The 13,436-nt window shown below is 51.1% G+C and carries 12 protein-coding genes and 1 rRNA gene; 3 read left to right on the forward strand and 10 right to left on the reverse strand.

The features are described 5' to 3' along the window. Positions 1-97: ribosomal RNA gene (rrf, locus tag ABOC97_RS05510) — 5S ribosomal RNA — on the forward strand; the annotation flags it as partial. Between the two features lie 350 nt (positions 98-447). On the opposite strand, the gene ABOC97_RS05515 is transcribed toward rrf, so the two are convergent. The 3 genes from ABOC97_RS05515 to ABOC97_RS05525 form a co-directional block, all read right to left on the reverse strand. After that, complete coding sequence (locus tag ABOC97_RS05515; protein ID WP_234508679.1) at positions 448-669, reverse strand: lipoprotein; 222 nt, start codon at positions 667-669, stop codon at positions 448-450. 313 nt (positions 670-982) lie between these two features. Beyond that, a complete protein-coding gene (locus ABOC97_RS05520; protein WP_349594971.1) occupies positions 983-4,090 on the reverse strand; it encodes an efflux RND transporter permease subunit in 3,108 nt (1,035 codons plus the stop codon). Between the two features lie 12 nt (positions 4,091-4,102). Next, complete coding sequence (locus ABOC97_RS05525; RefSeq protein ID WP_349594974.1) at positions 4,103-5,242, reverse strand: efflux RND transporter periplasmic adaptor subunit; 1,140 nt, start codon at positions 5,240-5,242, stop codon at positions 4,103-4,105. A gap of 356 nt (positions 5,243-5,598) precedes the next feature. Between ABOC97_RS05525 and envR the strand changes: the two genes are divergently transcribed. Next, a complete protein-coding gene (gene envR, locus ABOC97_RS05530) occupies positions 5,599-6,252 on the forward strand; it encodes an acrEF/envCD operon transcriptional regulator (RefSeq protein WP_349594977.1) in 654 nt (217 codons plus the stop codon). 119 nt (positions 6,253-6,371) lie between these two features. Then, positions 6,372-7,205 carry an MBL fold metallo-hydrolase gene (locus ABOC97_RS05535; RefSeq protein ID WP_349595525.1) on the forward strand — a complete coding sequence of 278 codons (834 nt, stop codon included), beginning with the start codon at positions 6,372-6,374 and terminating at the stop codon, positions 7,203-7,205. Between the two features lie 71 nt (positions 7,206-7,276). Here the strand turns inward: ABOC97_RS05535 and fis are convergent, their stop codons facing one another. The 7 genes from fis to accB all read right to left on the reverse strand — a co-directional run bounded on the left by fis (position 7,277) and on the right by accB (position 13,432). Further along, positions 7,277-7,573, reverse strand: a complete 297-nt coding sequence (fis, locus tag ABOC97_RS05540) for a DNA-binding transcriptional regulator Fis (protein WP_000462905.1) — start codon at positions 7,571-7,573, stop codon at positions 7,277-7,279. A gap of 25 nt (positions 7,574-7,598) precedes the next feature. Then, complete coding sequence (gene dusB, locus ABOC97_RS05545; protein WP_234508690.1) at positions 7,599-8,564, reverse strand: tRNA dihydrouridine synthase DusB; 966 nt, start codon at positions 8,562-8,564, stop codon at positions 7,599-7,601. A gap of 360 nt (positions 8,565-8,924) precedes the next feature. Then, positions 8,925-9,806, reverse strand: coding sequence for a 50S ribosomal protein L11 methyltransferase (gene prmA, locus ABOC97_RS05550; protein WP_349594980.1), 882 nt, complete (start codon positions 9,804-9,806; stop codon positions 8,925-8,927). Between the two features lie 11 nt (positions 9,807-9,817). Continuing rightward, a complete protein-coding gene (gene panF, locus ABOC97_RS05555) occupies positions 9,818-11,269 on the reverse strand; it encodes a sodium/pantothenate symporter (protein WP_349594983.1) in 1,452 nt (483 codons plus the stop codon). Continuing rightward, on the reverse strand, positions 11,259-11,501 hold the full coding sequence (locus ABOC97_RS05560) for a YhdT family protein (RefSeq protein ID WP_052283988.1): 243 nt from the start codon (positions 11,499-11,501) through the stop codon (positions 11,259-11,261). Before ABOC97_RS05560 ends, panF begins: the two co-directional genes overlap by 11 nt. Before the next feature lie 109 nt (positions 11,502-11,610). After that, the gene (accC, locus tag ABOC97_RS05565; protein WP_349594986.1) at positions 11,611-12,960 is read right to left on the reverse strand and encodes an acetyl-CoA carboxylase biotin carboxylase subunit; all 1,350 of its coding nucleotides are present in this window, start codon (positions 12,958-12,960) and stop codon (positions 11,611-11,613) included. A gap of 10 nt (positions 12,961-12,970) precedes the next feature. Beyond that, complete coding sequence (gene accB, locus ABOC97_RS05570) at positions 12,971-13,432, reverse strand: acetyl-CoA carboxylase biotin carboxyl carrier protein (RefSeq protein ID WP_349594989.1); 462 nt, start codon at positions 13,430-13,432, stop codon at positions 12,971-12,973. Positions 13,433-13,436: the final 4 nt, after the last annotated feature.

Consider the following 13,436-nt stretch of genomic DNA (forward strand, 5'->3'; position numbering starts at 1 on the left):
TGGTCCCACCTGACCCCATGCCGAACTCAGAAGTGAAACGCCGTAGCGCCGATGGTAGTGTGGGGTCTCCCCATGCGAGAGTAGGGAACTGCCAGACATCAAATAAAGCAAAAAGCCCAGTCGAGAGACTGGGCTTTTTGTTTATGTATTTTATTTTTTAAAAAAGGCTCATTCATCGGGATGAGCCTTTTTTATATCTGCAATATGCCGCTGTGAAGAGATTTTCCCTGCTATTTTACCCAGGAAAACCCTTAATTTAGTGGGTGTGTCACCGTATATTTCATCGATTATTATTGTGAATTTGAATATAAGATGGTGAGCTATTTGAATGATCTAAAAGAATGGAAATATGTTGGAAGATAACTTTATCATTCCGCGCTTATGCCATTTAGATAAATGCCGATAAGCGCGGAAGAAGAGCGGAAAATGTATTATCCAGCCGCTGTGTTATTTGGTCAGAGCTACGATACCTAACGTTAAACCAGCTAACGCAGCTGCGCCGCCAGCGATGGCACCTGCTGTTTCCCAGTTGTCCTGCGTCGTTCCTTTCATACAGGTATTGGTGTGGACCAGACGGCCCTGATCGTCGTATACCGGTACGCAAGGAGACTCATGTGCACAGCCAGCAAGCAATGTTGCCAGAACCGTCACCAGAATAAATTTTTTCATGATAGTGCCTCTAAAGAGTCCGTTTCAATACGACAGGAAGATGCCGTATTACGGAATGGCTTATTTTACCACCTCAGCTATATCGTCTTGATATGGGAAATAATCTCAATTTATGTGCTATGTAAAAATCATGGAGAACGGGCATTGCCATCAACAAGATCGTGAGGAAATAATGGAGGGATAAATAACGAATATATGCGTTATACAGCGTAATAAAGTGAGAGTTACACTAACGTATTGAGATCTTGGTTGTTATCTTCCAGGCAAAAAGAAAGCGCCCGAAGGCGCTATCTCCGGTGTTGAAAACCGATTATTAGGTTTGTTTGCTGAACCGGCGTCTGACCATGACAAAGAACACTGGGACAAAGAAGATAGCCAACAACGTGGCCGTCAGCATTCCACCCATAACGCCGGTACCCACTGCGTTCTGTGCGCCGCTGCCCGCACCATGGCTGATAACTAGTGGCATTACGCCAAGGATAAAGGCCAGAGAGGTCATGAGGATAGGTCGCAGACGCATGCGTGATGCCTCAAGCGTGGCTTCAATAACCCCTTTCCCCTCTTTATCCATAAGATCTTTAGCAAACTCGACGATCAAAATGGCGTTTTTCGCCGACAGGCCGATCGTGGTTAGCAGACCGACCTGGAAGTAAACATCATTATTCATACCACGTAGCGATGCAGCTAACAGTGCTCCGACTACGCCTAGTGGGACAACCAGCATGACGGAGAACGGGATTGACCAGCTCTCATACAGTGCAGCCAGGCATAGGAAGACAACGATCAATGAAATTGCGTACAGCGCCGGCGCTTGATTACCGGATAAGCGTTCCTGGTAAGACATACCGGTCCAGTCAAAACCGATGCCTGTAGGTAGCTTAGTGGCCAGTTGTTCCATTAATGCCATGGCCTCACCGGTACTTTTTCCCGGAGCTGCTTCTCCGAGGATCTCCATAGAAGGCAGGCCGTTGTAACGTTCCAGACGTGGAGAGCCATATACCCAATGAGAGGTTACAAAGGCAGAGAACGGTACCATTTCACCGTTGGCGCTACGGACATACATATTATTGACGTCGCTCGGAAGCATACGGAACTTCGCATCGGCCTGAACGTATACTTTCTTCACTCGCCCGTGGTCGATAAAGTCGTTAACGTAGTAACCCCCGAGTGCAGCAGAGATAGTCTCGTTGACGTCTGATAGCGACACGCCCAGCGCCTGTGCTTTTTCCTGGTCGACATCAAGTTTGAACTGAGCCGTGTCTTCCAGACCATTCGGACGTACGCGAACTAGCTGGTCAGGGTGCTGCTGCACCATGCCCAAAAGTTGATTACGTGCTTTGGTTAGCTCCGTGTGGCCAAGGCTGGCCTGATCGATGAGCTCAAAGTCAAAACCTGTCGCTGTACCCAGTTCGATAATGGCGGGCATGTTGAATGGGAAGACCATCGCGTCTTTAATCTGGCTGAATGCCATGGTGGCACGCTTGATTATCGATTGGGCACCGTTCTCTTCACCGCTCCGATCATCCCAGGGTTTCAAGCTGACAAATGCCATGCCGGAGTTCTGGCCCTGGCCACTAAAGCTGAAGCCGTTAACGGTAAAGACGCTTTGCACATTCGCCTTCTCGTTATTCAGATAATAGTCTGTGACCGTATCCAGTACTTTCTGCGTGCGTTCTTGTGTCGCACCGGCAGGTAGCTGAATCATGGTCATGAACACCCCCTGATCCTCTTCTGGCAGGAAAGAGGTAGGTAGGCGCATAAACAGTACCGCCATACCCGCTACAATCAGCAGATAAATGATCAGATAACGTCCGGTGCCGCGGAGAATACCGCTCACGCTATTGGTGTAGTGGTTCACGCTGTACTCGAATTTCGCGTTGAACCAGCCAAAGAAACCTTTCTTCTCATGGTGTTCGGCGGAGGCCGGTTTCAGCAGTGTGGCGCACAGTGCGGGCGTGAGGATTAAGGCTACCAGAACCGACAGCGCCATTGCTGAAACAATAGTGATGGAGAACTGGCGATAAATGGCGCCGGTTGAGCCACCAAAGAAGGCCATTGGAACAAAGACCGCCGAGAGCACCATCGCAATGCCGACCAGCGCACCCTGAATCTGCGACATGGATTTCTCCGTCGCTTCGATGGGGGAGAGTTTTTCTTCGACCATCACGCGCTCGACGTTTTCGACCACCACGATGGCATCATCTACAAGCAAGCCTATCGCGAGCACCATCCCAAACATGGTTAGCGTATTTATCGAGTAGCCAAATACCGACAGCACCGCGAAGGTACCCAGCAATACAACTGGAACTGCGATTGTCGGAATAAGCGTCGCGCGGATGTTCTGCAAGAACAGATACATCACAAGGAAGACGAGAATAATCGCTTCGAACAGCGTTTTGATAACTTCATGGATGGATAAGGTCACAAACGGTGTGGTGTCGTAGGGATACACCACTTTCATCCCCTGTGGGAAAAAAGGTTCCAGCTCTTTTAGTTTGGTTTTAATGGCATTTGCGGTATCCAGCGCATTGGCACCGGTTGCTAGTTTGATCCCAAGACCAGAGGCTGGTTTTCCATTAATACGTGCGACAACGTTATAGTTTTCGCCACCGAGTTCTATACGGGCGACGTCGCTCAGGTGCACCACAGAACCGTCAGCGTTGACGCGCAGGGTGACTTTGCCAAATTCTGCCGGATCTTTCAGTCGTGTCTGGGCAATAATTGACGCATTAAGCTGCTGTCCTTTCACCGATGGCGTCCCGCCCAACTGGCCGGCGGCGATCTGATTGTTCTGCACTTTCAGCTGGTTGATAACGTCGACCGGCGTCAGGTTGTATTTATTCAGTAGATTGCCATCAAGCCAGATGCGCATGGCATATTGGGCACCGAACAGCTGCACATCACCAACGCCGTTAAGGCGGCTGATAGGATCTTTCACATTGGATGCGATGTAATCAGCGATATCGTCCTGTACCGTATTCGGGTTTTCAGAAATAAACCCGGCGACCATCAGGAAGTTACTGCTCGATTTCTCTACGCTAATCCCTTGTTGCTGAACTTCTTGCGGCAGCAGCGGTGTTGCCAGTTGTAGCTTATTCTGTACCTGAACCTGGGCGATATCCGGGTCGGTCCCGGACTCAAAGGTCAGCGTAATAGTCACAGAACCAGAAGAGTCGCTCGTCGAGGACATATACATCAGGTTATCGATACCGCTCATGTTCTGTTCGATAACCTGGGTAACAGTGTCCTGTACGGTTTGCGCATCAGCGCCAGGGTAAGTTGCGGAGATGGCGACGGCAGGTGGCGCGATGGTTGGATACTGGGCGATAGGCAGATGCAAAATAGCTAAGCCGCCGGCCATCATCATGATGATGGCCAACACCCACGCAAACACCGGTCGATGGATAAAAAACTTTGACATAGGGTCGGTACCTTATTGTGCAGCTGGGGCTGCGGTCTCTTCTTCTGGCTGCACGGTTATGCCTGGATGTGCTCTCTGCAGGCCGCTAATAATCACTTTATCGCCGGCTTTCAGACCGCTGCTAATCAACCACTGATCGCCAATGGCCTGTGCGGTAACGACATTGCGTGCTTCTACCTGGTTTTTATCGTTAACCAGCATGACCGTTGCATCGCCGCGTGGTGTGCGGTTCACCCCTTGCTGAGGGACTAGCATTGCGCTCGGGTTTACGCCTTCATCGATACGTGCACGGACAAACATGCCTGGGAGCAGCGTGTGCTGTGGATTTGGGAAGATGGCTCGTAAAGTAATTGAACCGGTGCTTTCATCGACGGTGACATCAGAAAACTGCAGTGTGCCTTTCAGCGCATATGCCTGACCGTTTTCCATGATTAACTGAACGCTTTTGGCCGCGCCACCCTGTTGCAGGCTCTCTTGTTTCAGATGCATAAAATCGCTACTGGATTGGGTGACATCGACGTAAATAGGATCAAGCTGCTGCACGGTAGCCATGGCATTAGATTGGCCATTAGTGACCAGCGCACCTTCCGTCACGCTTGATTTACCAATGCGCCCCGCGATTGGCGACGTTACCTTGGTATAGGCCAGGTTAATACGCGCACTCTCAACGGCTGCTTTGGCCGCCATCACATCAGCATCGGCCTGATGAGCAGTCGCCACCGCCTGATCGTAATCCTGCCGACTGATATATTGCGTACCCAGCAGTGGAACGTAGCGTTTTACCGTCAGGTGAGCGATAACCGCAGCGGCCTGCGCTTTTGACTCATCACTCTTTGCGCTGCCATAGGCTGCCTGATAGGTCGCCGGATCGATTTGATACAGCGATTGTCCGGCCAGTATATCTGTGCCTTCGGTGAAGTTGCGTTTAAGGATTATCCCACTCACCTGCGGACGGACTTCTGCAACGCGAAATGCGGAGGTACGACCCGGCAGTTCGGTGGTAATAGACAATGGCGCGTTGTTCACAACATGAACAGTGACCTGAGGCGTTGGCGCGTGCGCTTGTTGCTCCCCTGAATTATCGCAACTGCTCAGTAGTGCCACGGAGATAATTAAGCTCGATAAAAGTGTAACCCTAGCGTAACTCGTCATTGCAGTTCCTTGTAGATTGATAACCCGCGTTGGCTAAAAATCCGTGAAAGAAAGTGTGAATAAAAAATAGTTTGTTATCCTACAAATAAACACCGGTGGATGTAAGGGTTAGTTATTTTTCGTGCATCAACAAAGGCACAAATACATAAAATAACAGAGTTTGCACATTTAATTCAGGAAGTGGTGAGTACTATGCATTCATTATGTGAATATGAATTCAATTGTTATATTTATTGTGAATTTATTAATTTTTAATGACGCCGATTTTTTATAAGCGCTCCGTGTAATCTGAATGGTAAATTTAATTAAATGGAATATTCTAAACACCGCACATTTAGTGGTAAGCGAAATATTTTATGGCCAGAAGAACGAAAGAAGAGGCACTCCAGACGCGACAGATGCTGCTTAACGCGGCTATCGAGCAGTTTGCATTGCGCGGTTTCAGTAGTACGACATTGACGGACATCGCCGACGCTGCAGGGGTTACGCGGGGAGCGGTTTATTGGCATTTTGCCAGTAAAAGCGAATTATTTAATGCGATGTGGCAAGAACAGTCACCGCTGCGCGAGTTAACGCATGATAAATTGATACAGCTTGGCGATAGTAATCCGTTAGGAAAACTAAGAAATAAATTTATCATCGCTTTGCAATATATTGCTGAAAATCCCAAACAACGCGCATTGATGCAAATTCTGTATCATAAATGTGAATTCAGTAGTGAAATGATGTCAGAAACTGAAATCAGGAGGAAGATAGGCTTTAATTATGATTATATGCGCAGTGAATTACAGATGTGCGTCCGTAACAAAATATTGCCTGTTGATACAAATATCGAAATCACATTGATTATATTACACAGTGCTTTCAGCGGTATTATCAAAAACTGGTTAATGGATCCGCAGCAATTCGATCTCTACCAACAGGCGCCCCTGCTGGTCGATAACATCATGGCCATCTTGTGCTCGCAACACCATTGGGAGACTCAACCTACTCTAGAGGTCAATCAGTAAACGTCTGTCTTACCGGTTGTAATACCTGAAAATAATTCATTCAATCGTTCTTACGCTGTCCTCCGCATTCGGTATCTGTCATCTTGTTTATTACCGATCCTGCTCATAATGAGGTTTTTATGCATGATGTTTTCCGTCAGGTGGGTGATTTTCAGGTCACGGCACTGAGTGACGGCAATATGGCGGCTAGCCTGGAACTGCTCTCGGGGATTGATGTAGCGGAGGCGGGAGAGATACAGCGCAATGCTGGAATTGTTGAACCCAACAACCTCCATATCTATGGCTATCTGATCCGCGGGCGTGGGCGCACTATGCTGGTGGATTCAGGGACGGGTGGTGTTAACAATGTAGGGGGTCAGTTAAAGTCTAATCTGCTGGCGGCCGGAGTCATGCCTGATGAGGTGGATACTGTCTTACTGACGCATGCGCATCCCGATCACATTGGTGGGCTATTGGATGGCAACGGTGAAGCCGTTTATCCTCGCGCACAACTATACCTGCATCCACTTGAAGTGGCGTACTGGCAAAATGATGAATACCTGGCGCAGGCAAACGAGCGGAGGCAGTTGAACTTTGCACGCGTGCGTCAAACGTTGGCCGTTTATGGCCCACGGGTCCATTTCCTGGATGATAAGCCTATTGTGAAGGGGATTTCCGCAATCCCATTGCCGGGCCATACGCCGGGGCATACTGGATTCAGAATTGATGCGGCTGATATGTGCTTGCTTATCTGGGGGGATATTGTCCATTTCCCGCATATTCAGACGGCACGGCCGGAGGTGATGGTGGCCTTTGATATTGACCCGATACAGGCACAAGCATCGCGTAAAGAGATAATGGCGCAGGTGGCGAAGGAAGAGCTGCTGGTGGCCGGGATGCATTTTTCCGGTAGTGGATTCGCGCAGTTGATCCGGGCAGAAAGCGGGTATCGGATCGTTTATTCTGCGGCGTAAAAAGAGCAATAAAAAAGGCGCGTCCCCATGCCGAGTAGCGCCTTCTTAAACAGCAACTTAACTGACTAGTATCAGTTCATGCCGTATTTTTTGAGTTTCTTACGCAGAGTACCACGGTTGATACCCATCATCAGGGCAGCGCGGGTCTGGTTACCACGGGTGTATTGCATCACCATGTCCAACAGGGGCTGTTCTACTTCAGCCAGTACCAGCTCATACAGATCATTAACATCCTGACCATTCAGTTGAGCAAAATAGTTCTTCAGTGCCTGTTTAACCGAGTCACGCAGGGGCTTTTGAGTTACCTGATCCTGAGAGTTAACGGTAGAAACGGTCAGTACGTCAGAATTTACGCGTTGTTCGAACATAGTTCTGTCAGCTCTTTATTTCTAATTACGCAAAATTTTCGAAGTATGCCTCCAACGCCGCCAGCTGTTCGCCGGCATCTTCAATGGCGTTGAATGTGCGCCGAAACTGGTCATTTGGAGCGTGTTCCTGGAGATACCAGGATACGTGTTTCCGCGCAATTCGGTACCCTTTCGCCTGACCATAAAAGTCATGCAGTTCCCGAATATGCGAACAGAGCAAGCGCTTCACCTCTGCCAGAGGCAGTGGAGGCAGCAGCTCCCCAGTGTCCAGATAATGCTGGATTTCCCGAAAGATCCAGGGTCTTCCCTGAGCCGCACGTCCTATCATCAGGGCATCAGCCCCCGTATAGTCGAGTACAGCTCTGGCTTTAAGCGGGTCAGTAATGTCACCATTCGCGATAATCGGAATGGAAACGTTCTGCTTAACTGCCCGAATGCTGTCGTACTCAGCTTCTCCGTTAAACAAGCAGGCGCGTGTGCGTCCGTGAATAGTCAGAGCTTGAATGCCACAGTCTTCAGCCAGTTTGGCAATTTCTACACAGTTACGGTGCTCTGGAGCCCAGCCAGTGCGAATCTTGAGCGTGACAGGAACGTCCACTGCCTTAACAACCGTTTCCAGGATAGCCTTCACCTGATCCGGGTATTGCAGTAGGGCTGAACCTGCGAGCTTGCGATTCACCTTTTTTGCCGGACAGCCCATATTGATATCAATAATCTGAGCGCCGCTTTCCACATTAATGCGGGCGGCTCCGGCCATCTCTTCAGGATCGTTTCCGGCAATTTGCACGGTACGAATACCTGGTTCATCAATGTGCACCATTCGTAGACGAGATTTGTCGCTCTCCCAAACCTGCGGGTTTGAGGACATCATCTCGGATACCGTTAAACCGGCTCCCATCTCGTAGCACAGCGTCCTGAATGGTCTGTCAGTGATGCCAGCCATAGGTGCTGCGATCAGGCGATTTCTGAGCTGATATTGTCCGATGCGCATGAGTTAAGAAATGACCATACTGTGACTGCAAGGCGGCGTATATTACGCATTTTTTGCACGAGATGAAAGGCCAAACTTTGAGCAATCAGATGTTGTAGATCAATGAATCTCAGCACCGGGAGCGAATGGTTAATAAATATCTATATTAATCATCACATTAAATAAAACTGGATAATTTGTGCACATGAATAAAATCGTAAAACTTCTCGCGCTTTCTTACGTAATGCATACGACTTAGTGAATAAAGAGATGATTTTATGAACGAAAATGGAGCAATAAATGAGATCTGCTTCTCATTTATGAGGTGGGAGGGGGAAATAACAGGGGAAAATGCGGCCCGTAGGCCGCATTGAAAAACGATTATTTTTTGCGCCCGGTAATCCGGCACCACTCTTCTTTTTCCACCACTGGATCGAGGTCAAAGAGATCGGCGTAAGCTTCACAAACGCTTTCCGCTTGGCTTGCCAGAATACCGGAAAGGCCCAGCAGGCCGCCTGTAACCGGCAGCACGCTGATTAATGGGGCTAACTCGCGTAATGGGCCTGCCAGGATGTTAGCGACCACCACGTCGGCTTTCATGGCCTCTGGCTGGTCCTGCGGCAGATACAGTTCCAGACGTTCGGAAACGCCGTTACGCTGCGCGTTATCACGGCTGGCCTGGATGGCCTGCGGATCAATATCGATCCCGATAGCCTTTGCTGCACCCAGCTTCAGTGCAGCGATCGCAAGGATCCCGGAACCACAGCCAAAATCGATAACCGTTTTACCTTCCAGATCCAGCCCGTCCAGCCACTGCAGGCACAGGGAGGTTGTTGGATGGGTGCCGGTACCGAACGCCAGGCCCGGATCGAGCATCACGTTGACGGCATTCACGTCCGGCACGTCGCGCCAGCTTGGGCAGATCCACAGTCGTTCGCCGAAACGCATTGGGTGGAAGTTATCCATCCATTCACGTTCCCAATCTTTATCTTCCAGCTGTTCAATTTTATGCGCAAAGCCCGCACCCAACAGAGGATGCTGCTCGAGGATGGCAACCACCTCTTTCATGTCGGTTTCTGCATCGAACAGGCCGATAACGTCGGTATCGCCCCACAGGCGAGTTTCACCCGGCAGTGGCTCAAATACCGGCGTGTCATGCGTATCCTGGAAGGTGATGGAGACCGAACCGGCTTCCATCAGCGCATCGCTAAGGTCTTCGGCATTTGCGCCGGTTGTGTTCAGTTTTAGTTGGATCCACGGCATGGCAAAACTCTTTATTTATCAGTAGAAATTACGGCGTTCTGCGGGACGGGTTGACCGAAACGGTTCCCCACCACAAACGCCAGCAAACTTAGCAGTAACGAAGGCACAATCGGATGGAAGCCCAGATACTGAATTTTAAAGGTGGCCAGCACGGCATACAGGACGCCACCGACGATCATTGCGCTCAGCGCTCCGGCTGCGTTAGCACGCTCCCAGTACAGGCCCAGCACCAGCGGCCACAGGAACACAGCTTCCAGCCCACCAAACGCTAACAGGTTTAGCCAGATAATCATCTCTGGCGGACGCCAGGCGGCCAGCATCATCAAAATACCCAGTACCAGCGTGGTCCAGGTCGAGATGCGCTTCAGGCGACGCTCATTATGCATTTTAGTCGGGCTCGCGCTGAGCCACAGATCTTTCACGATGGTCGCGGATGCCTGTAGCAGATGAGCGTTCACGTTTGACATGATAGCGGCCATCGGCGCGGCAAGGAACAAGCCCGCCGCCCACGGCGGTAAGACCTGCACCATTAGCGTTGGGATCACCAGGTCCGGAACGGTCAGGTGCGGCAGCACCGCGCGACCCAGTGCGCCCGCCAGGTGCATCCCCAGCATCAGCAGCGCCACCACGATGGTTCCGATGATAATGCCGCGATGTACTGCCTTGCTGTCTTTATAAGAGATACAGCGCACGGCGGTGTGCGGCAGACCGATGACTCCGAAGCAGACCAGCACCCAGAAAGAGGTCATAAAGGTTGGCGTCAGGATATCGTCGGCACCCTGCGGCGACACCAGCTTAGGATCAATCTGCTCCAGCGTTTCGACCGCGTTATGCAGCCCGCCCGCGGCGTGAACCACGCCTACCAGCAGGACAATGGTGCCAACCAGCATCACCATGCCCTGCATCGTGTCATTAAGAACGCTGGCACGGAAACCGCCGAACGCGGTATACAGCGCAATGGTGATACCAAAAATCAGCAAGCCATTTTCGTATTTAATGCCCGCCGCGGTTTCCAGCAGACGCGCACCGCCAATGAACTGCACCGCAATGGCGCCGACGAAAGCGACCAACAGGCTGATACTAGCAATCCACACCACTGCGCGATTCTGGTAGCGCGCTTGCAGCATGTCATTGAGGGTAATAGCGTTGTAGCGGCGGGCCAGAATAGCGAACTTCTTGCCAAGCACCCCAAGCGACAACCAGATAGTCGGCACCTGAATCATCGCCAGCAGCACCCAGCCAAGGCCATATTTATAGGCGGCTCCTGGGCCACCGATGAATGAGCTGGCGCTGATATAGGTGGTGGTCAGCGTCATGGCTAACACTAAGCCACCCATCGAGCGGCTGCCAAGGAAGTACTCGCTGAGGAACGATCCGGTACTGCGTTTACGCATGGCGTACAGCGACAGGCCGAATACGACCAGCAGGTAAAGCACCAGCACGACGATAATTTCAGTTTGCATCGTTATCCTCCAGCGGGATATCACGGAAGATAAAACGCACCATCGCCCAGCACAGCAGGATGAAAATCAGCGGCATCAGCAGACAGGCCATTTCAAACCAGTGCGGTAGGCCGGTGAAGCCCTGCATTGAGTCTGGTAAGTAAGCACTTGCCAACCATGCAGCAAGATAAAGAAGGGTTAGCCACAGCGCCCAGCGCGCCTCTTTATGGGCCTGAACAAAACGCTTGTCCATTTTTTGTCCCTTGTGATGAAGAAAGCGGGGATTGTACCGCAAGGAAAAGATGAGGGGAGAGAAAAAGAAAAAAGGCCGGAAATTCCGGCCTTTTGCTGCGAGAACAGGATTATTTTTCCTGTAATCCGAGTTTTTTCTCCAGATAGTGGATGTTAGTCCCACCATGCTGGAAGTGCTCGTCGCTCATAATGCGCATCTGCAGATCGACGTTGGTTTTGATGCCATCGATGATCAGTTCCTGCAGCGCATTCTTCATGCGGGAAATCGCCACGTCACGGGTCTCACCGTAGCAGATGAGTTTGCCGATCATTGAGTCATAGTACGGTGGTACGGTGTAGCCAGCGTAGATATGAGACTCCCAACGAACGCCAAAACCGCCAGGCGCGTGGAAACGAGTGATTTTACCCGGGCTAGGCAGGAAGGTGTTCGGATCTTCGGCGTTGATACGGCATTCTACCGCATGGCCGCGAACCTGCACTTCTTCTTGCTTGATGGACAGCGGCTGACCGGCAGCGATACGCAGCTGCTCTTTGATAAGGTCAACGCCGGTGATCATCTCTGTTACCGGATGTTCTACCTGGATACGGGTGTTCATTTCAATGAAGTAGAACTCACCGTTTTCGAACAGGAACTCGAAAGTACCCGCGCCGCGGTAGCCGATATCCACACAGGCTTTGGAGCAACGTTCGCCGATGTAGCGACGCAGTTCCGGAGTAATGCCCGGTGCTGGTGCTTCTTCGACAACTTTCTGGTGACGACGCTGCATGGAGCAGTCACGTTCAGCCAGGTAGATAGCGTTGCCCTGACCATCTGCCAGTACCTGGATCTCGACGTGGCGAGGATTTTCCAGGTATTTCTCCATGTACACCATGTCGTTGCTGAAAGCCGCTTTGGCTTCAGCTTTGGTCATGGCAATGGACTGCGCCAGGTCGGTGTCGCTGCGCACAACGCGCATACCACGACCGCCGCCGCCGCCGGAGGCTTTGATGATAACCGGATAGCCGATGCGTTTAGCATGAGCGCGGTTCGCGTCCATGTCGTCGCCCAGCGGGCCGTCAGAGCCCGGAACGGTCGGTACGCCGGCTTTCTTCATGGCGGTGATTGCAGACACTTTGTCGCCCATCAGGCGGATGGTGTCAGCTTTCGGGCCGATGAAGATAAAGCCAGAACGTTCAACCTGCTCGGCGAAGTTGGCGTTCTCAGAGAGGAAGCCGTAGCCTGGGTGAATCGCAACAGCGCCGGTGATCTCAGCTGCGCTGATGATAGCCGGGATGTTCAGGTAGCTTTTCACGGATGGAGCCGGGCCAATACAAACCGTCTCATCCGCCAGTAATACGTGTTTTAAATCGCGATCCGCAGTGGAGTGCACGGCGACGGTCTTGATGCCCAGTTCTTTACAGGCACGAAGAATACGCAGTGCGATCTCGCCGCGGTTAGCGATAACAATTTTATCCAGCATCTTCGCCTCGTTACTCGATGACGACCAGAGGCTCGTCAAATTCAACCGGTTGACCGCTTTCTACCAGGATTGCTTTCACAGTACCTGATTTATCAGCTTCGATCTGGTTCATCATTTTCATCGCTTCAACGATGCACAGGGTGTCGCCCACGTTAACTTTCTGACCAACTTCCACGAATGCTTTGGCATCCGGGCCTGGAGTGCGATAGAAAGTACCAACCATCGGGGAACGTACGATGTGACCACTGATTTCGGCTTTGGCCGGAGCTTCAGCTGCAGCCGGTGCTGCTGCCGCAACAGGTGCCTGCGGTTGCATAACAGGCGCTGCGTAGGCCTGCTGCATCACTGGATAGCCGGTGTTCGGTGCTGAGCGGCTGATACGTACAGACTCTTCGCCTTCAGAAATTTCCAGTTCGTTGATGCCAGACTCTTCGACCAGCTCGATCAGTTTTTTAATCTTACGAATATCCATGAGT

It is taken from the genome of Kluyvera huaxiensis, from assembly GCF_040149365.1.
GTDB classification, from domain to species: Bacteria; Pseudomonadota; Gammaproteobacteria; order Enterobacterales; family Enterobacteriaceae; genus Kluyvera; species Kluyvera intermedia_A.